Below are 18,977 nucleotides of genomic sequence, written 5' to 3' on the forward strand. Positions count from 1 at the left end.
CCGCCCGCCTTAACGGCAACGGCACGCACCTGCCGGTATCGTTTTGTCCCGGGCGCGACTGTTCGGGCGTATGACTTCGACTCCCGTGCAGGCGCTGCACGGCATCTACCTCGGGCTGCTCGCGGGCGTGATTCCCGCGCTCGTGTCGTTCGGGTTCGGGTTCCTCTTCCGGTACGTCACCGGGCTCTCCGTCCCCGCGTTCGGTGTCGTCGTCCTCGGCGTCGCGCTCGCCGGCGTCAACGGCGGGTTCCTGGCGTTCGCCGACCCCACCATCACGCAGGCCGCGAACTCCACGACGCTCGTGGTCGCGGTGCTCGTGGTCGCGCTGCTGACGTTCTACACGCACGCCGTCGGCGACCGGCTCGGGTCGACGCTGCCGCGGCGCATCAGCCTCCGGTCGCTGCGCGCCCGCACCCTCAACGCGGAAGCCATCAAGCTCGTCGGCGGCCGCAACGAGGTCGCCGTGAACGTCGTCGGCGGCGTCCGCGACCTCGAGGGCTACCCGCCGCTGCCGGAGTCCCTGCGCGTGTCCATCCGGGAGGCCGAGTGGACGTTCCCCGCGGACCTCCCGCTGTCGGAGCTGGAGACGCGGTTCGTCGACCGGCTGCGCTCGGAGTTCGACGTCCAGGAGGCGTCGGTGTCCGTCGACGAGCACGGCCGCGCGACCGTCGCGGCAGCGCCGCCCGCGGCGGGCGTCTCGAAGCGCACGCCCGTCGGCCAGCGCGCGGTGTCGGTGTCCGCGCTCGTGCCGACCGGCATCGCGCGCGGCGACGAGGTGACCGTGCTCGCCGGCGAGGACCGCGTCACGGGCACGGTCGTCTCTGCGAAGTCCGGCAAGAAGTCGTCGGAGACGCCGGCGTCCGCGCCAGCGCCAGCGGCGGAGCCGGACGTCGAGCCGGCGGCGGCGCCCGCGCCGACGACGACCGGCGGCGAGGGCCGGGTGACCGTCGCCGTCTCGCGGCCGGACGCGGAGACGCTGCTCGCCGCCGACGCCACCCGAATCGTGGTGCGGGCGCGGGGCACGCGCCGCGAGTACGAACTCCTCGGGCTGCTGCGCCGCGGCGGCCAGCGCGTCCGCCGGCTCACGCTCGGCGCGGACGCGCCGTTCGTCGGCGCGACGCTCGGCGACGCGAACGTGCGGGACGCGTACGGCGTCGCGGTGCTGGCGGTCCACCACGACGGCTCGTGGACGGTCGCGCCGCTCGGCGACGTCGGGCTGTCGGCCGGCGACGACGTGTTCGTCGCGGGGCCGCGCCGCGAGCTCGACGCGTTCGAGGAGGTGGCGGCGTGATTCCCGTCTCGATGGTGGAGCTCGCGGAGGCCGGCGGCGTCCTGCTCGCGGCGGGCGTCGCGGTCGCCGCACTCGCGGCCGCGTTCCGGTGGTACTTCCGCCAGCAGCTCCCCTCCGGGGTGGCGCTGCTCGTGGACGTCTCCGTGGTGGCGTTCTACCTCAACACGCGCGTCGCGCTCGGGCAGGCGGTCGCCGGCAGCACGGACGCGCTGGCGGTCGAGGCGGTCGCGTTCAACCTCGCGGTGTTCGGCGGCGCGGTGCTGGTCGCGCCCGCCGCCACCCGCGGCGGCGACCGCCTCGGCGTGCAGGTGCTCGCGGCGACCGGCGTGCGCGAACTGGAGGGCGACGTCGGCCGGCTCGTGAAGGCCGTCGGGCGCGCGCTGGCCGTCCAGCTCCCCGAGGAGATCGCTGACATCGAAGGGTACGACCCGGTCGGCGACGACGTGAAGGCCGCCCTCGCGGGGACGACGTTCATCTTCCCGCGCCGGCTCACCGTCGCGGAGCTCCGCGACCGCGTCGTCACCCGCATCAAAGACGACTACGACGTCGGCTACGTGGACGTCGAGCTCGCCGACGACGGCTCCGTGACCTACCTCGCGCTCGGCAGCCGCACCGCGGGCATCGGACCGACGCTCCCGCCGGGGACGGCGGCCGTCGCGGTGAACGCGGACCCGCCGAACGCGGCCGGCCCCGGTGACCTCGTGCAGGTGTGGCGGACGGACGCCGAGCCCGCCGAACGGGTCGCAACCGCGGAGATTCGCGCGACCTGCGAGGACACCGTGACGCTGTCGCTGGACGACCACGACGCCTTCGAGCTGGCGGGCGGGAGCTACCGGCTGGCGACGCTCCCCTACGAGCCGGGCGCGGACCGCCAGTTCGCGGCGCTGCTGCGCGCCGCCGACGAGACGATGGTCGTCACCACCGTGGAGGCGGGCAGCACGCTCGACGGCGGCACCGTCGGGGGCGTCGAGGGGACCGTGGTGGCGGTCCGTTCCGAGAGCAGCGTCGACGCCATCCCGAGCGCGTCCCGGCCGCTCGCCGCCGGGGACACGCTGTACGTGGTCGCGCGACCGGACGCCTCACGGCGCCTCGACGCCGCTGCGACCGCCGCGGAGGAAGTCAGCCAGTAGCGGGCGCTGCCGAGCCCGTAGCACATATGGGCGGCCGCCGCCGAGGGACGTGCATGGAGTGGAAGCTGTTCGCGGACCTCGCGGAGGTCGGCGGCGACCGACGGATTACGGTCGACGCCGATGTCGACGCGGGCGCGACCGTCGGCGACGCCCTGGACGCGCTGCTCGCCGACCGCCCCGCGCTCCGGGACCGCGTGCTGACCGACGACGGCGACGTTCGCGAGCACATCAACGTCCTGCGGAACGGCCAGAACGTCGCTCACGAGGACGGCCTCGACACCGACCTCGACGCGGGCGACGAGCTCGCGATGTTCCCGCCCGTGAGCGGCGGCTGATGCGTACCATCGCTCACCGCGGGTTCGCCGGTGTCGCGCCGGAGAACACTGCTGCCGCGGTCCGCACCGCTCGCGAGCGCGCGGACGGCGTCGAGGTCGACGTCCAGCCCGCGGCCGACGGCACGCCGGTCGTCTTCCACGACCAGCGCCTCGACGGCGAGGGCGACTCCCGCGGAATCACCGACGCCGAGGGCTTCGTCTGGGACGCCGACCCCAGGACGCTGGCGGACGCGGACGTGCTCGACAGCGGCGAGCCCGTCCCCACCTTGTCGACAGTCGCGACCCTCGTGCCCGCGGGCGTGGAGTTCCACGTCGAACTGAAGAACCCCGGAGTGGCGGACGCCCGAATCGGGCTCTCCGGCCCGGACGCGGCGGCGTGGCGTCCGTTCGTGGAGTCTGTCGCGGACGCGCTCGCGGACTGCGAGGCGCCGGTCGTGCTGTCGTCGTTCTTCGACGGCGCGCTCGAAGCCGCGACCGAGGTCCTCCCGGAGACGCCGCGGGCCGCGCTCTGTCTCGACCCCGACCGCGGGCTCACCCGGGCCAGCGAGTTCGACTGCCGCGCGCTCCACGCGCCCGTCGACGGCCTCAGCGAGTCCGTCGTCGAGCACGCCCACCGGGACGGCCGCACTGTCAACGCGTGGACCGTCACGGACTGGCAGGACGCCGTCGCGTGCGCCGACGCCGGCGCGGACGGCGTCATCGCGGACTACCCCGGGGTCGCCGCGTACGCCGGCGGCCCGTCGCGGCTCGCCTGACTACTCGACGGCCTGCTCGAACTCGCGTATCGCGCGGTCGGTGCCCGCGACGAACACCTCGTCGCCGGCCGCGATTTCGGCCGTCCGGTCCGTGTTCATCTCGCCGCCGTGGACGACGCCGACGACCGTCCACCCGTGCTCGGGGTCGCTCGCGTCAGCGACCGTCTGCCCCGCGAACGGCGCCGCGTCCGCGCGCACGAGCCGAATCTGGCCGACAGGGTCCATCACGCGCTCGCCGTGGATTTCCGCGGCGACCAGGCGCGCGCTCACGCGCTGGACCGACAGCACGTAGTCGGCGCCCGCGCGGAACGCCGCCGACGCCTTCTCCGTGTCCGTCACGCGCGCGAGAATCTCCACGCCCGGGGACAGCGAGCGAGCCATCGCCGTCGTCAGCAGCGCCGCCGCGTCGCTGTTCACGGTGACGACGAGCGCGGTCGCGTCCTCGATGCCCGCGGCTTCGAGGGTCTCCGGCTCGGTCACGTCGCCGACCACGTCCGGGTCGTTCGCGGGGGACTGGTCGACGGTCGTCGCCTCCACGCCGTCCGGGAGTGCCTCGACAGCCGCCGTGCCGCCCTCGCCGAGCCCCGCGACGACGACCCGCGAGTGTTGGCGTCCCCGCGTCGTCTGGACGCCGGAGATTTCGCCGGCGGCCTCGTCGATGACGTCGCTCGGCCCCGCGACGACGAGCACGGTGTTCGGCGTGAGGCGGTCCTCCGGCGACGGCGGCAACCGCAGTTGGCCGTCGAACCAGCCCGCGACGAGCGTCAGCTCCGGGTGGCGCGCGAGCGGTGACTCCCCGACGCTGACGCCGTGCAGCGTGCTGCCGCGGCGGACGAGGATCTCCCGGATGGCCACCTCGCTGCTCGCGTGGTCGCCGACCGAGACGGGGGTCGTCGCCTTCTCCGCGAGGCGCTGCCCGATGAGCGAGTGCGGCGCGACGCTCCGATCGACGCCGATCTCCGCGAGCGCGGCCTTCTGGCGGGTCGACGGCGTGAAGCTCACGACGCGGAGACCCTCGTTCAGTTCGAGCGCGGTGAGCACGATGCTCGCGGTCTCGTCGCCGGCGTCCGTGATGAGCACGCTCGCGTCTCTGATGGACGCCCGTTCGAGGTCGTCGCCGTCCTCGGGGTCGCCGTTGATGGCCTGGTAGCCGTCGTCGGAGAGCCGCATCGCCTCGTCGTCGTCGGACTCCACGAGCACGTAGTCGACGTCGAGGGTTTCCAGTTCGTCGAGCAGCACCTCGGTGTCGTGGCGGTACTCCGCGACGACGACGTGGTCGCGCTTGGGCGTGAGCCTGTCGTCGAGGTTCATCGGCGTGCGCTCGAACAGCGGGATGACGAGCACGCGCAGCGTCACGAACCCGATGACGACGCCGGACACCTGGATGGTCGCGACGAGGGCGTTCATCCACGGCGTCTCCCACGGCGAGTCCGCGCCGAACCCCGTCGTCGTCAGCGTCTCGATGACCGTGTTGAACGCCTGGAGCGCCGTCCGCGGCCGTCCCTCGAGGTTCGCCATCCCCCAGTAGTAGACGGCCGTGAACGTGAGCACGACGGACACGAGACTGACGGCGTACACCACCACCAGCCGCTGGCGCTGCGTCAGGTCGTCGGGGTCCAGAGAGATGTCGCGGAGTTCCCGCATTCGGATGTCCGTGGCTACCGCCCCCTCCGTCAAAACGTTTCGCGACGGCTACGCCCGGTAGTCGGCGGTGAGGTCGGCGGCCATCACGAAGTCCGGCTCCTCGCCGATCTCCGTGCGCGTGACCGCGACGTCGCTGACCGCCGCGACGTCCTCGGGAATCAACACGCGCGTGCGCTCGGCGCCGACGCTCGCGGCGTCCGCGGCAATCGCGTCGAGCAGCGACTCGCAGGCCGGCTGGTCGGCCCACGCGCCGACGCCGTACTCCGCCACCGTCTGCTCGGCGTCGTCGTCGTCCTCGCGCTCGAACGTGCGCGAGCGGAACGCGAACCCCCGCGTGCCCGTCGTCTCGTCCTGCACGACGACGAGGCCGCCGCGGTCGGCGGCCGCGGCGAGGCGGTCCCGCGTGAGCTCGGCGAGCGCCCACGACTCGTCGGGGTGGAGCGCGAGTCCCCGGAGGTGGTCGCGAGCGGCGCTGTCCTGCCAGAAGCGCCACGCCGCGTTCGCGTCGCCCGTGATCTCGTGGTTCGCGCTCGCATCGCTGTCCGGCGCGGGGTTGACCCAGCGGAACTCCGTCGCGGGCGCGAACCCGGTCGCACGAGAGTGCCCGAGCCCCATCACGTTCCACGAGAACACCATGTTGCGCGCGACCGTCGCGCCCCGCTCGCGCGCCCAGTCGAAGCCCTCGTGGACGAGCTTCGAGCCGACGCCCTGCCCGCGGTAGTCGGGGTTCGTGCGCATCCCCTGCGCCCACGCCTCGTGCTCGGACAGCAGCACGAACTGCGCGACCGCGGCGACGTCGTCGCCGGTGTCCGCGACGAGCGTGCGCTGGCGCGGCCCGTCGCTGTCCACCCAGTCCTCGAAGACCTGCGGGATGTAGTCGCCGTCCTCGCGGCGGTCGGCCCACGTGTCGCTGGCGAACGCCACCACGTCGTCGTAGTCTGCGAGCTCCGCGGGGCGAATCTCGACGCCCCCGCTCATTCCCAGGGGACGGAGCGCTCGGTGATTTCGCCCGCGAGCGGCGTGCGCATCGTCTCCGCGGCGTTCTCCGTGTTCGCGAGCGCCCACATCAGCTTCACCTTCGCGGTGCCGGGGAGCATGTCCTCGCCCTCGACGACGCCCGCGTCGAGGAGGTCGCGGCCCGTGTCGTAGACGCGGTCGCAGACCCTGCCTTCGAGGCACTGACTGGTCATCACGACCGTCGTGCCGTCCTCGACCAGTTCCTCGATGGTGTCGATGAACTCCGTGTGGACGTGCCCGAGGCCCGTTCCCTCGATGACGACGCCGGATTTGCCCTCGCAGGCCTCGAAAAACGCGGGGTCCATCCCGGGCGTGAACTTCACGAGTTCGACGTCCGAGTCGAGGTCCGCGTCGATGTCGAGGTCCGTCTCGCCGCGCTCGTCGTACTCCCCGGTGAACTCGACGCCACGGGAGTCAGCGGTCGCGTCCTCGCTGGCCTCGTCGTAGTCGACGTAGCCGAGCGGCTCCGCGCCGACGGTCTCGAAGGCGTCGCGGCGGCTCGTGTGGTTCTTCCGGACGCGCGTGCCGCGGTGGAGCGCACACTTGTCGTCGCTCTCGGAGGCGTGCATGCAGACCATCACCTCGGCGGTGTCGGCCTTCGCGGCCTCCACCGAGCAGACCGCGTTCATCACGTTGTCCGAGGACGGCCGGTCCGCGGAGCGCTGGCTGCCCGTGAAGACGATGGGTACGGGCGTGTCGAGGACGAACGAGAGCACGCTCGCGGAGTACTGCATCGTGTCCGTGCCGTGCATCACGACGACGCCGTCCGCGCCGTTCTCGATCTCCTCGTGGACGGCCTCCGCGAGCTCCCGCCAGATCGGCGGCTCCATGTTCTCCGAGAGGATGTTCGCGACGACGCGCCCGCGGTAGTTCGCGCGGCCCGCGAGGTCCGGCACCGCCCGCAGCACGTCCTCGGCGTCGAACTGCGCGGTGACGGCGCCGGTCCGGTAGTCCACGGTCGAGGCGATCGTCCCACCAGTAGAGATGAGTGCGATGGTCGGCAGGTCGTCGTCGAACTCCACCTCGGAGGCGGCCTCCTCCTCGGGCTCGCTCTCGACGTCGTAGACGTCCCGCTCCAGCACTTCCACGTCGGCCGCGTCGCGGTCGACGCCGACGTTGTACCCGGAGTCGAGTTTCACGACGAGGTGGTCCGGCTCGGCCGACGGCAGCAGCACGCCCTCGTGGGTCGTGCCGTCCCGCCGGACGCGCACGCGGTCCCCTGTGTTCATGTCGAGAGGATTCCGGACGCGCCGACGAAAAGGTTGCTACTCGGCTTACTCGGCGATGCGCCACTCGCCGTCCGTCCGCGTGACGACGTCCTGCTCGCGCAGCGTCTCGAGGACGCCCTCGACGAGCGGTTCGGGGGCGTCGAGGGTCGCGGCGACCGCGCTCGCGGAGCGCTCGCCGGCCGCCAGCGCCGCGAGCACGTCCGCGTACAGCCGCTCGTTGCCGTCGCCGACGGCGTCCCCGAGCTGGCCCTGGACGTCAGCGAGCCGGCCCTGCACCCAGCGCTGGGCGAGCGAGAGCTCGCGTTCGAGGTCCTTGAGCTCCTCGAGCTTCCCCGCGAGGTCCGCGACGTCGTCGTTGCGGTCCTGCTGGATGCGGATCGAGACGTGCTGGCAGCGCGTCAAGTCGAGGTCCGCGCTCGCGGGGTACGCGGACTTCGCGCCGAAGTCGAACGGCGACAGCCGGACCTCCAGGCGGAGGTTCTCGGCGATGTGGAAGTACTTCCGGCGCTGGTCGTCGACTTCGGACTCGACGAGCCCGGCGTCCTCCAGCCGCCGGAGGTGGTCGATGACGGCCTTCGGGCTGACACCGAGGTACTCCGATATCTCCGTGACGTAACAGGGTTTCCGCGCGAGCAGTCGGAGGATGCGTCGCCGGTTCTCGTTCCCGAGTATGTCGAGCAGTGCCCCCGAATCCATCTTCACCCGGAGTTAGCGGCGAACGCGGATAAGGGTGTCTGCTCTCGGTGAAACTGCGCGACGACTCGGGGGTCCGCCGGAGCGCTTAAGTCCTTCCATGCCAGAGTTTGACACACATGTTCGAGGCATTCTCGAGCGGCTACTACCTCGGACGGCTGTACGTCGAACCGACCGGCGGCGACCGCGCCGTCATCAACAGCCGTCACCACGAGCGGGTCAACGAGCAGCTGTACGCCAGCGACGAGGGAATCTCCCGGACAGACCTCCCGCTCGTGATGAAGCTCGGCGCGGCCCACCTCCCGGTCCACGGCGGGGACGACGTGCCCGAGCGCACGCTCGCCGTCCCCGAGTCCGTCATCGAGAACGCCGACGTCGAGAACCCGCCGTCGCTCGAAGAAGTGCTGCTCGCGAAGCGGGAGCACGCCGCCCGCCTCTTCGACATGGGCGCCGTCTGACCGCCCCGGTGGGAAACGCCTAAGCGCCCGGGCCGCCGCCATTCGCTCATGCTGGACGACCTCCTCGGGCGCACCGACCTCAAGGAGCGCATCGAGGACCTCGAGGACGAGAACGAGTCCCTGCGGAACCGCCTCGACGCCGAGAGCGAGCGCCGCAGTGAGGCCGTCCGCGACAGGCAGGAAGCCGAGGAGCGCGTCAACGAGCTCGAAGACCGAATCACGGAGCTGGAGGACCGCGTGCGCCGACAGGGCAGCGGCGACGGCGAGCCGGAGTTCCGGGGGCGCCGGGACCTCCGCGGCGAGCGCCGCGAGCGCGTCGTCGCGCTCCTGGACAGCGTCGAGAGCACCGAGGAGGGCGTGCTCACGGCGTACGTGCCCGACGACCCGCCCGAGTCCGTCCGCGAAGCGTTCGGCGACCGCGCGCCACTCGTCGAGCGCGCCGCGCCCTGCCTCGTCGTCCGCGACCCCGAAGGTCTGCTCTCGGCCGCGCTGCGCCCGCCGAACCCGCCGGAAGCGTTCGCGGCGTGGGACTCGACCGTCCAGATGGAGCGCGAGTGGCTCGCGCCCACGGGCCAATACGCGCTCGCAGTCGTGCGCGCGGACCTGTTCGCGCTGGGCGTGTACGATGCCGATTCTGGCGACGGCCCGCAGCCCGAGCGCGTCCACTTCGAGGGGTTCACCAGCGACGTGAAGGGCAAGCACTCGAAGGGCGGCTTCTCGCAGGACCGCTTCGAGCGGCGGCGCGAGAGCCAGATTCGCGAACACCTGGAGAAGTGCCAGCGCGCGCTCGACGGCGTGGACGCCGAGCGCGTGTTCGTCGTCGGCGAGGGGACGCTGCTCGACGAGTTCGACGCCGACGCGACGGCCGCCGTGGACGCGACGGGGAAGCCCGAGGCAGCGCTCGACGACGCGCACGACGCGTTCTGGACGGTGCCGCTGTCCCTGTTGTGACTGCTCGCTCGCGCGGTTGCCTCCGGCTTCACGCTTAAGGCGGCGGGGGGCCTCCGTCGTCGTATGAACGTCGCACTCCTCGCACACGAGCAGTTCCCCGACCGCGCGAAGACCGCGGTGGGCGTCCTCCGGTACGCCGACTACGACGTGGTCGCGGTCCTCGACAGGGACAACGACGGCAGCCGCGTCGCCGACCACGTGCCGGACGTGCAGGACGCGCCCGTGGTCGCGTCGATGAGCGACGTCGACGAGGACGTGGACGCGCTCGTCATCGGCATCGCGCCCATCGGCGGCGGGTTCGAGGAGTCGTGGCGGCCGGACGTGCGGAACGCGCTCGAGCGCGGCTGCGACGTCTACTCGGGCCTGCACTACTTCCTCGAAGACGACGAGGAGTTCGCGGCCCTCGCCGCCGAACACGGCGCCGAACTCTGGGACGTGCGGAAGCCGCCCGCGGACCTCGGCGTCGCGGACGGCGTCGCGGACAGCGTGGACGCCACGGTCGTCACGACGGTGGGGACGGACTGCTCGGTCGGGAAGATGACCGCTACGCGGGAACTGTACGAGACCGCCCGCGAGCAGGGGATGGACGCGGCGTTCGTCGCGACCGGGCAGACCGGCATCCTCATCGAGGGCGAGGGCATCCCAGTCGACCGCGTCGTCTCGGACTTCGCCGCGGGCGCGGTCGAGCAGATGGTCCTCGAAGCGGGCGCGGACCACGACTACGTCTTCGTGGAGGGACAGGCGAGCATCGTCCACCCCGCGTACTCGGGGGTCACCGCGAGCATCGTCCACGGATCGATGCCCGACCACCTCGTGCTCTGCCACGAGGTCGGCCGCGACTCCGTCCACGGCTACGACCAGGAACTCCCGCCAGTCGGCGAGTTCGTGGACCGCTTCGAGGCGTTCGCCGAACCCGTCGCCGACGCGGACGTGGTCGGCGGCATGCTGAACACGCGCAGCGTCGACAGCGACGACGAGGCCCGCGAGGCAATTGCGGACTTCGCGGACGCCATCGACGCGCCCGCCGACGACCCCGTGCGCTTCGACCCCGGGTCGGTGATCGAGGTGATTCGATGAAGGCGTCCTTCGAGCGCCGCGAGTTCCCGCTCGAACACCCCTTCACCATCTCGCGGGGCACGCAGCAGACCGCGGGGAACGTCGTCGTGCGCGTCGAGGACGACGACGGCAACGTCGGCGTCGGCGGCGCCGCACCGTCCCCGCACTACGGGGAGACGGCCGCGACCGTCGAGGCGGTGCTCCCGGACCTGCTCGCGGTCGTCGAGCGCGCCGACGACCCGCACGCGCTCGCGCGCATCGAGACCGGGATGCGGGAGGTCGTCTCGGACAACCCCGCGGCGCGGGCCGCGGTCAGCATCGCGTGTCACGACCTCGCCGCGAAGCGCGCGGACCTGCCGCTGTACCGCTACTGGGGGCTGGACGCCGCGAACAGCCTCGACACCTCCTACACCATCGGCATCGACGACGAGGAGACGATGCGCGAGAAGACCGCCGAGGCCGTCGACGCGGGCTACGGCACGCTGAAGGTGAAACTCGGCACGAGCCGGGACGAACAGCTCCTGTCGGCGGTCCGGGAGGCCGCGCCCGACGCCACCATCCGCGTGGACGCCAACGAGGCGTGGACGCCGAAGGAGGCCGTCCGGAACATCGAGTGGCTCGCCGACTACGGCGTCGAGTTCGTCGAGCAGCCCGTCCCCGCGGAGAACCGCGAGGGCCTGAAGTACGTCTACGAGCGCTCCCCGCTCCCGATCGCGGCCGACGAGTCCTGTGTCGTCGCCAGCGACATTCCGGACATCGCGGACCGTTGTGACATCGCGAACCTGAAGCTGATGAAGACCGGCGGCCTCCGCGAGGCCAAGCGACTGGTTCACGCCGCCCGCGCGCACGGCCTCGAAGTCATGTGCGGGTGCATGATCGAGTCGAACGCCAGCATCGCGGCGGCCTGCCACCTCGCGCCGCTGCTGGACTACGCCGACCTCGACGGCTCGCTGCTGCTCGCCGCGGACGACTTCGAGGGCGTTCCGATGCCCGCCGGCCGCGTCGACCTGCAGGCCGTCGACCGGCCCGGCACGGGCGTCCGCGAGGCCTGACTCCGCGCTTCGATCTTCGGGGCGTGCGGCACGCGGCCGCACCGTCTCAACAGGCTTATGGGTGCCTCCGGGCGAAGGAAAACCCACATGAGCAGCGTTACTGTGACGCTCCCGGACGGCGCCACGCTGGACGTCGACGCCGGGGCGACGGTCGAGGACGTAGCGTACGAAATCGGGCCCGGCCTCGGCCGTGACACAGTCGCCGGGAAGCTCGACGGCGAACTCGTCGCGAAGGAGGAACCCATCACGGAGGACCGCGAGATCGAGATCGTCACCGAGGGTTCCGACGACTACCTCGACGTCCTCCGGCACACGGCCGCGCACGTGCTCGCGCAGGCCCTCGTCCGCCACCACCCCGACGCGAAACTCACCATCGGCCCGTACACCGACGAGGGGTTCTACTACGACATCGCGGACGTCGAGCTCGACGCCGACGACCTCGAGGAGATTCAGGCAGAAGCCGAGGACATCATCGAGGCGGACTACGACGTCGAGCGCCTCGAGTACGACCGCGAGGAAGCCGTCGAGAAGTACGAGGACAATCCGTTCAAGCGCGAGATTCTCGACACCGAGGCGGCCGGCGAGGACCCCGTGAGCTTCTACAAGCAGGACGGCTTCGAGGACCTCTGCCAGGGCCCGCACGTCGACTCCACGGGCGAAATCGGCGGCTTCGAGGTCCTCGAAACCTCGGCGGCGTACTGGCGCGGCGACGAGGACCGCGAGACCTTGACTCGGGTGTACGGCACGGCGTTCCCGACCGAGGACGGCCTGGAGGAGTACCTCCAGCGCCGCGAGGAGGCCAAAGAACGGGACCATCGGAAGCTCGGCTCCGAGATGGACCTGTTCTCCATCCCAGACGTCACGGGCCCCGGCCTCCCGCTGTACCACCCGAACGGGAAGACCGTGCTGCGGGAGCTCTCGGACTACGTCCACGGGCTCAACCGCGACATGGGCTACGACGAGGTCGAGACCCCGCACCTGTTCCGCACGGAGCTCTGGAAGCAGTCCGGGCACTACGACAACTACGTCGACGACATGTTCCTCATGGACGTCGACGACGAGGAGTACGGCCTGAAGCCGATGAACTGCCCGGGCCACGCCACCATCTTCGACCAGTCCTCGTGGAGCTACCGCGACCTCCCCGTTCGGTACTTCGAGGACGGCAAAGTGTACCGCCGCGAGCAGCGCGGCGAGCTCTCCGGGCTCTCGCGGGTGTGGGCGTTCACCATCGACGACGGCCACGTGTTCGCGCGCGCCGACCAGATCGAGGAGGAGGTCCGGCGCATCATGGACCTCATCTTCGAGGTGCTGGACACGTTCGACCTCGACTACGAGGTCGCGCTCGCCACGCGCCCCGAGAAGTCCGTCGGCAGCGACGAAATCTGGGAGCAGTCCGAGAGCCAGCTCCGCGACGTCCTCGACGAGCAGAACGTCGACTACGACCTCGAACCCGGCGACGGCGCGTTCTACGGGCCGAAGATCGACTTCGCGTTCGAGGACGCGCTCGGCCGCACGTGGGACGGCCCGACCGTCCAGCTCGACTTCAACATGCCGGACCGCTTCGACCTCGAATACACGGGCTCGGACAACGACGCCCACCAGCCGGTGATGATTCACCGCGCGCTCTACGGGAGCTACGAGCGCTTCTTCATGGTGCTCATCGAGCACTACAACGGGAAGTTCCCGACGTGGCTCGCGCCCGAGCAGGTCCGCATCCTCCCCGTGACCGACGACAACCTCGGGTACGCCCACCGCGTGAAGAACGAACTGGAGGGCTACCGCGTCGAGGTCGAGGACCGCGACTGGACCGTCGGCCGGAAGATCCAGCAGGCCCACGACGACAACGTCCCCTACATGCTCGTCCTCGGCGACGACGAGGAGGAAGCCGGCACGGTCTCCGTGCGCGACCGCCAGGAGCGCGAGCGCAACGACGTCGACGTCGACACGTTCGTCGACCACCTCGACAGCGAGGTCGCGGAGAAGCGCACCGAACCGGACTTCGTCGGGTAAACAGCCGACTGCGGGCGCGAGCCCGCCGGTACTCGGCTACGCGCGCTCTTCTTCGCGGATGGCGTCGAGCTCTTCGTCGACGCCATCCTCGTCGCCCTCGCCGACCGCCGGCTCGCCGCTCTTGTCGGCTCGCCCGACTGGGTCCTCGCCGGCGGGCTCGCGGTCGATCTCCGCCACGGCGTTATCGAGGTCGTGGCCGCCGTCCTCGACTTCGACGTCCACTGGCTCCTCGCGCTCGCCGTCGCCGTCGACGTCCGCGCGGATGGCGTCCAGCTCCGCCTCCACGTCGTCGCGCTCGCCGTCGAGCTCGCGGTCGATGCGGTCGCGGTCGTCGCCCAGCGGCCCGTCGAGGCTGCCGCGCTCGCTGAGCTCGTCCATCGCCGCCGCGCGCGCCTCCATCTCCTCGGTCTGGTCGCGGGCGCGCTCGATGGCGCGCGCCACGTCGCCGTTCCCGTCGTCGATGCCCGTGACTGCCTCCGAGACGCGCGTTCGGGCCTCCGCGGCCTCGTGGCGGGCCTTCATCGTCTCCTTCTTCGTGCGGAACTCCTCGACTTTCGCTTCGAGGTCGTCCTTCTGTCCTTCGAGGTCCCGCTGGGTCTGTTCGAGGCTCGCGATCTGGTCGTCGATTTCGGCGACCTGGTCGCGCTTGCGCTGTTTCTTCTCGAGGGCGCGCCGCGCGAGGTCGTCCCGACCCTGCCGGACGGCCTCCCACGCCTGGTCGTCGTGCTTCTCGACGTTCTGCGCGAGGCGCTCGCGCTGGACCTCGAGGCGTTTCTTCTGGGCGGTGAGGTCGGCCAGCCCCTGCTCGACGTCCCGGAGTTCGTCGCGGAGCCGCTGGTAGGAGTAGTCCAGGGTCTCCGTCGGGTCCTCGGCGGAACTGACGAGGGCGTTCAGTTTCGACCGGACCGCGTACGAGAGTCGTGATACGATACCCATACACACGGATTGGGGCTCGGGACGTAAAACGTTCACCGCGTGCCCGACCGGAGGGAGGGCACGTTGACGCGAACGGTGAGCGAAGCGAGCCGTGAGCCGCGTGCTCGAACGTAGTGAGAGCACGGAACGAGCGAGCGGGGAACGGAGTGCCCCGCGCGAAAGACCACAACCACAGCCTACACGACACCCGACGCCGAACCCTCGTCCATGCAACAGGAGACCGTGCTCGTGCCCGGCGGCCGGGACGTGGAAGCGACTCTCGACTCGCCCGACGGGGGCGCCACGGCGTGCGTCGTGATGTGCCCGCCACACCCCCAGCACCGCGGCCACCGCGGGGACGACCGCCTCGTCGCCGTCGCCGAGTACCTCGTCGAGCGGGGGGTGGCGGCGCTGCGCTTCGACTACGGCGACTGGGACGAGGGGCTCGGCGAGCGCGAGGACGCCCGGAACGCGGTGCGGTGGGCGAGCGAGCGCTACGACGACGTGGGCCTGTTCGGGTTCAGCTTCGGCGGGAGTATCGCCGCGCTCGCGGCCGCGAGCGTCGACGCCGACCTCTGTGCGGTGTCGCTGCTCGCGCCCGCCGCGGAGCTCGAAGCCGGGCTGGACGCCGCGGCCGCGCTCGAAGAGATAGCGGCGCCGCTGCAGGTGGTGTACGCGACGCGGGACACGACCGCGGACTGGGAGCCGGTGGTCGAGGCCGCGCGGGGACTGGACTGCGACGTCGTGGAACTGGAAGCAGACCACTTCTTCGTCGGGCGCACCGACAGCGTCGCCGAGGCCGCCGGGCCGTTCCTCGCGCAGTCCTGCTAGGGCGGAACAAAAACGGTGGCAAGCGCGGGGCCGCTCTCGGCCCCTGACGGCCCGGGACGTGGCAGCGAGTGGCGGGCCGCGGGCGTCCCGAAACCGTTTTTGCTGCGCCCGCCGGACGGTCAGTATGCCGACGGAGACCGGATACGACCCATCACTGGGCAGCAAGTTCGTGTTCGTCACCGGCGGGGTGATGTCGGGGCTGGGGAAGGGCATCACCGCCGCCAGCCTGGGCCGCCTTCTCTCGAACGCCGGCTTCGACGTCACGGCCGTCAAAATCGACCCGTACCTGAACGTGGACGCGGGCACCATGAACCCCTACCAGCACGGCGAGGTGTACGTGCTGAAAGACGGCGGGGAGGTCGACCTCGACCTCGGGAACTACGAGCGGTTCCTCGACGTCGACATGACCTCCGACCACAACGTCACCACGGGCAAGGTCTACCAGGAAGTCATCGAGCGCGAGCGCGCCGGCGACTACCTCGGGAAGACCGTCCAGATCATCCCGCACGTCACCGACGACATCAAGCGCCGCGTGCGGGAGGCCGCCGACGGCTCCGACGTCTGCATCGTCGAGGTCGGCGGCACCGTGGGCGACATCGAGGGGATGCCGTACCTCGAAGCCCTCCGGCAGTTCCGCCACGAGGAGGACGACGAGGACATCCTGTTCGCGCACGTCACGCTCGTCCCGTACTCGAAGACCGGCGAGCAGAAGACCAAGCCCACCCAGCACTCCGTGAAGGAACTCCGGTCCATCGGTCTCCAGCCGGACGTCCTCGTGGGGCGCTGCGAGGACGAACTCGACCCGGACGTCAAGGAGAAGATCGCGCTGTTCTGCGACGTCCCCACGGACGCCGTCTTCTCGAACCCGGACGTCGAGGACGTCTACCGCGTCCCGCTCGTGGTCGAGGAGGAGGGCCTCGACGACTTCGTGATGGACCGTTTCGACATCGCCGAGGACGCCCTCCCCGAGTCCGAGCGTTCGACCGAGTGGCGGGACCTCGTCACCCGCGAGCGCAGCGGCGAAGTCGACATCGCGCTCGTCGGGAAGTACGCCCTCGAAGACGCGTACATGAGCATCCACGAGGCGCTCAAGCACGCCGGCCTCGAGCGCGGCGTGGACGTGAACGTTCTCTGGGTGGACTCGGAGAAGATGAACGACGACCACCGCGAGCGCCTCCGGCAGGCCGACGGCGTCGTCGTCCCCGGCGGCTTCGGCTCCCGCGGGACCGAGGGCAAGATTCGGGCCATCCAGTACGCCCGCGAGCACGACGTCCCGTTCCTCGGGCTCTGCCTGGGCTTCCAGCTCGCGGTCGTGGAGTACGCCCGGAACGTCCTCGGCTGGGAGGGCGCTCACTCCGCGGAAATCGACGAGGACACGCCGTACCCCGTCATCGACCTGCTGCCCGAGCAGTACGACCTCGAAGACCTCGGCGGGACGATGCGGCTGGGCGCCCACGAGACCCAGATTCAGCCCGGGACGCTCGCCCACGACGTGTACGGCGACACCTCGTGTACGGAGCGCCACCGCCACCGCTACGAGGTCAACCCCGAGTACATCGACGTCCTCACCGAGAACGGCCTGACGTTCTCCGGGGAGGCCGGCAACCGCATGGAGATACTGGAGTACGACGACCACCCGTTCTTCTTCGGGACGCAGTTCCACCCCGAGTTCCGGTCGCGGCCGACACGCGCGAGCCCGCCGTTCGTCGGGCTGCTCGACGCCGTCCTCGAGGCCACTGACACGAAGGCGGAGGTGGTGAACTGATGGTCGACGTCGAGGAGTTCGTCGCGGACGCCAAGGAAGAAATCCGTGAGGAGCTCGGCGACAGCACCGCCATCATCGCGCTCTCGGGCGGCGTCGACTCCTCTACGGCCGCCGCGCTGGCGTACGAGGCGGTCGGCGACCAGCTCGTCCCCGTCTACGTCGACACCGGCCTGATGCGGAAGGGCGAGACCGACGAAATTCGGGAGGTCTTCGACTACATGGACAGCCTCCGCGTCGTCGAGGCCCAGGACCGTTTCTTCGACGAACTCGCGGGCGTCACGGACCCCGAGGAGAAGCGCCACGTCATCGGCGAGCAGTTCATCCGGGAGTTCGAGACGGTCGCCGACGAGGTCGACGCCGACTACCTCGTGCAGGGTACCATCTACCCGGACCGCATCGAGAGCGAGGGCACCATCAAGAGCCACCACAACGTCGGCGGGTTGCCCGAGCGCGTCGGCTTCGAGGGCATCGTCGAACCGATGCGGGACCTCTACAAGGACGAGGTCCGGGAGGTCGCGCGCCACCTCGACCTCGAGGAGATCATCAGCGAGCGCATGCCGTTCCCCGGCCCCGGCCTCGCCGTGCGCGTCATCGGCGAAGCCACGCCGGCGAAGGTCGAGGTCGCCCGCGAGGCGACCGCGGTCGTCGAGGAGGAACTCGAGGAGTACGACCCGTGGCAGGCGTTCGCCGCCGTCCTCGGGAAAGCGACGGGCGTGAAGGGCGACAACCGCGTGCACGGCTACGTCGTCGCCGTCCGCTCGGTCGAATCCCGTGACGGGATGACCGCCCGCGCCCAGGAACTGGAGTGGGAGACCCTCCAGCGCCTGCAGTCCCGCATCGCGGGGACCATCGACAACGTCTCCCGCGTCGTCTACGACGTCACCCACAAGCCACCCGCGACAATCGAGTACGAATGAAGGCAATCGTCGTCGGTCCCGACCGCGGCATCGTCGACGCCCTCGAAGCCGAGGGCGTGGCAGTCACCAGCATCGAGGGCGTCGCGTCCGGCGAACGGCTCGAAGACGCCGGCGTCGCGGACGCCGACCTGCTGGTCATCACGGACGCCGCCGAGGCCACCGCCATCCCCGTCGCTCGCGAGCAGAACGAGGCCCTGAAAATCGTCGCGTACACGCCCGACTCGATGCCCGAGTTCGTGAAGGGCGTCCTCGACCTCGCCGTCGACCCCGCGCTGCTCGGGGCGGAGACGGTCGCCGAGGAACTCGTCGGACCCGACAGCTAAGGGCTTCCGCGGTCTCCGTTCTGGCGTGTCACTCGACCGCTACCCCGACCTCGCGCCCGACGCGGGAGAGGTCGTCACGGAGGAGCTGTACTACTCGCCGGACGAACTCGTGAAGGCGTTCGCGCTCGGCCCCGGCGCCGAGGTCGAACCCCACGAGCACGGCGACCAGACGAACACCTTCCACGTGCTGGAGGGCGAACTCGTCGTCGTGCAGGGCGACAGCGAGGAGACCGTAGACGCTCCGGGCGTGGTCGTCCACGAGCGCGGCGTCGCCCACGGCGCGAGAAACGAGAGCGACGACGTCGCGGTGTTCACGGCGACGATGGCGCCGATGGAGTCATAGCGAGAGCGCGACCGGCCGGCCGGGCCGCTTGCCCTCGCCGTCGACGGCCGCGGAGTGGGGGCTGACGTGCTCCCAGCAGACGAACTTCTCGACGCTGCCGGGCTCGTAGAGGAAGTAGTCCGCGGGCTTCGAGCAGAGCGCACAGTCCGGGTCGCCGTCCGCTGCCTCGATAGCCGCCGACAGCGCGGCCTCCGGGCTCGCAGCGCGGTCATCACCGCTCGAAGCACCCATACCCGAGAGAATACGCCGCTCTCCCGTTTAA

General features: G+C 70.9%; 20 protein-coding genes. 14 read left to right on the forward strand and 6 right to left on the reverse strand.

Going from position 1 to position 18,977, the window contains the following annotated elements:
* Nucleotides 1–70: 70 nt before the first annotated feature.
* Genes G9C83_RS09990 through G9C83_RS10005 form a run of 4 tightly spaced genes read left to right on the forward strand, consistent with a single transcriptional unit; the run spans nt 71 to nt 3,511 of the window.
* A complete protein-coding gene (locus G9C83_RS09990; RefSeq protein ID WP_167245996.1) occupies nt 71–1,291 on the forward strand; it encodes a TrkA C-terminal domain-containing protein in 1,221 nt (406 codons plus the stop codon).
* The gene (locus G9C83_RS09995) at nt 1,288–2,421 is read left to right on the forward strand and encodes a potassium transporter TrkA (RefSeq protein ID WP_347877796.1); all 1,134 of its coding nucleotides are present in this window, start codon (nt 1,288–1,290) and stop codon (nt 2,419–2,421) included. The genes G9C83_RS09990 and G9C83_RS09995 overlap by 4 nt, the downstream gene beginning before the upstream one ends.
* Nucleotides 2,422–2,474: 53 nt before the next feature.
* Nucleotides 2,475–2,756, forward strand: coding sequence for a ubiquitin-like small modifier protein 1 (locus G9C83_RS10000; protein WP_167245997.1), 282 nt, complete (start codon nt 2,475–2,477; stop codon nt 2,754–2,756).
* Complete coding sequence (locus tag G9C83_RS10005; protein WP_167245998.1) at nt 2,756–3,511, forward strand: glycerophosphodiester phosphodiesterase; 756 nt, start codon at nt 2,756–2,758, stop codon at nt 3,509–3,511. Before G9C83_RS10000 ends, G9C83_RS10005 begins: the two co-directional genes overlap by 1 nt.
* On the opposite strand, the gene G9C83_RS10010 is transcribed toward G9C83_RS10005, so the two are convergent.
* From G9C83_RS10010 to G9C83_RS10025, 4 genes are read right to left on the reverse strand one after another with little or no spacing between them, the layout of a single operon-like run.
* Nucleotides 3,512–5,155 carry an NAD-binding protein gene (locus tag G9C83_RS10010; protein WP_167245999.1) on the reverse strand — a complete coding sequence of 548 codons (1,644 nt, stop codon included), beginning with the start codon at nt 5,153–5,155 and terminating at the stop codon, nt 3,512–3,514. It abuts the gene before it with no gap.
* A gap of 48 nt (nt 5,156–5,203) precedes the next feature.
* Nucleotides 5,204–6,133: a GNAT family N-acetyltransferase gene (locus G9C83_RS10015; RefSeq protein ID WP_167246000.1), complete on the reverse strand. Its 930-nt coding sequence runs from the start codon at nt 6,131–6,133 to the stop codon at nt 5,204–5,206.
* Nucleotides 6,130–7,401, reverse strand: coding sequence for a Glu-tRNA(Gln) amidotransferase subunit GatD (gatD, locus tag G9C83_RS10020; protein ID WP_167246001.1), 1,272 nt, complete (start codon nt 7,399–7,401; stop codon nt 6,130–6,132). The genes G9C83_RS10015 and gatD overlap by 4 nt, the downstream gene beginning before the upstream one ends.
* Nucleotides 7,402–7,446: 45 nt before the next feature.
* Nucleotides 7,447–8,097: an ArsR family transcriptional regulator gene (locus G9C83_RS10025; protein ID WP_167246002.1), complete on the reverse strand. Its 651-nt coding sequence runs from the start codon at nt 8,095–8,097 to the stop codon at nt 7,447–7,449.
* 116 nt (nt 8,098–8,213) lie between these two features.
* On the opposite strand from G9C83_RS10025, the gene G9C83_RS10030 reads away from it, so the two are divergent.
* The 5 genes from G9C83_RS10030 to thrS all read left to right on the forward strand — a co-directional run bounded on the left by G9C83_RS10030 (nt 8,214) and on the right by thrS (nt 13,621).
* Complete coding sequence (locus G9C83_RS10030; protein ID WP_167246003.1) at nt 8,214–8,552, forward strand: DUF5802 family protein; 339 nt, start codon at nt 8,214–8,216, stop codon at nt 8,550–8,552.
* Between the two features lie 48 nt (nt 8,553–8,600).
* Complete coding sequence (locus G9C83_RS10035) at nt 8,601–9,503, forward strand: Vms1/Ankzf1 family peptidyl-tRNA hydrolase (protein ID WP_167246004.1); 903 nt, start codon at nt 8,601–8,603, stop codon at nt 9,501–9,503.
* A 63-nt stretch (nt 9,504–9,566) separates the two neighbouring features.
* A complete protein-coding gene (locus G9C83_RS10040) occupies nt 9,567–10,580 on the forward strand; it encodes a DUF1611 domain-containing protein (RefSeq protein WP_167246005.1) in 1,014 nt (337 codons plus the stop codon).
* Nucleotides 10,577–11,611 carry a dipeptide epimerase gene (locus tag G9C83_RS10045; RefSeq protein WP_167246006.1) on the forward strand — a complete coding sequence of 345 codons (1,035 nt, stop codon included), beginning with the start codon at nt 10,577–10,579 and terminating at the stop codon, nt 11,609–11,611. The genes G9C83_RS10040 and G9C83_RS10045 overlap by 4 nt, the downstream gene beginning before the upstream one ends.
* An 87-nt stretch (nt 11,612–11,698) precedes the next feature.
* Nucleotides 11,699–13,621: a threonine--tRNA ligase gene (thrS, locus tag G9C83_RS10050; RefSeq protein WP_167246007.1), complete on the forward strand. Its 1,923-nt coding sequence runs from the start codon at nt 11,699–11,701 to the stop codon at nt 13,619–13,621.
* A gap of 36 nt (nt 13,622–13,657) precedes the next feature.
* On the opposite strand, the gene G9C83_RS10055 is transcribed toward thrS, so the two are convergent.
* Nucleotides 13,658–14,557, reverse strand: a complete 900-nt coding sequence (locus G9C83_RS10055) for a PspA/IM30 family protein (RefSeq protein WP_167246008.1) — start codon at nt 14,555–14,557, stop codon at nt 13,658–13,660.
* Between the two features lie 207 nt (nt 14,558–14,764).
* Here G9C83_RS10055 and G9C83_RS10060 point away from each other — a divergent pair, with 207 nt between their 5' ends.
* The 5 genes from G9C83_RS10060 to G9C83_RS10080 all read left to right on the forward strand — a co-directional run bounded on the left by G9C83_RS10060 (nt 14,765) and on the right by G9C83_RS10080 (nt 18,715).
* On the forward strand, nt 14,765–15,367 hold the full coding sequence (locus G9C83_RS10060) for a dienelactone hydrolase family protein (RefSeq protein ID WP_167246009.1): 603 nt from the start codon (nt 14,765–14,767) through the stop codon (nt 15,365–15,367).
* A 124-nt stretch (nt 15,368–15,491) separates the two neighbouring features.
* Nucleotides 15,492–17,132 (forward strand): CTP synthase, encoded by a 1,641-nt coding sequence (locus tag G9C83_RS10065; protein WP_167246010.1) that lies wholly within the window; start codon nt 15,492–15,494, stop codon nt 17,130–17,132.
* A complete protein-coding gene (gene guaA, locus G9C83_RS10070) occupies nt 17,132–18,049 on the forward strand; it encodes a glutamine-hydrolyzing GMP synthase (RefSeq protein WP_167246011.1) in 918 nt (305 codons plus the stop codon). The genes G9C83_RS10065 and guaA overlap by 1 nt, the downstream gene beginning before the upstream one ends.
* Nucleotides 18,046–18,372: a CTP synthetase gene (locus G9C83_RS10075; RefSeq protein WP_167246012.1), complete on the forward strand. Its 327-nt coding sequence runs from the start codon at nt 18,046–18,048 to the stop codon at nt 18,370–18,372. Before guaA ends, G9C83_RS10075 begins: the two co-directional genes overlap by 4 nt.
* Nucleotides 18,373–18,397: 25 nt before the next feature.
* Nucleotides 18,398–18,715 carry a cupin domain-containing protein gene (locus G9C83_RS10080; protein WP_167246013.1) on the forward strand — a complete coding sequence of 106 codons (318 nt, stop codon included), beginning with the start codon at nt 18,398–18,400 and terminating at the stop codon, nt 18,713–18,715.
* On the opposite strand, the gene G9C83_RS10085 is transcribed toward G9C83_RS10080, so the two are convergent.
* The gene (locus G9C83_RS10085; RefSeq protein ID WP_167246014.1) at nt 18,710–18,946 is read right to left on the reverse strand and encodes a hypothetical protein; all 237 of its coding nucleotides are present in this window, start codon (nt 18,944–18,946) and stop codon (nt 18,710–18,712) included. The genes G9C83_RS10080 and G9C83_RS10085 overlap by 6 nt on opposite strands.
* Nucleotides 18,947–18,977 lie beyond the last annotated feature (31 nt).

The sequence above is a fragment of the Halobacterium sp. R2-5 genome (genome assembly GCF_011734195.1).
GTDB lineage: Archaea > Halobacteriota > Halobacteria > Halobacteriales > Halobacteriaceae > Halobacterium.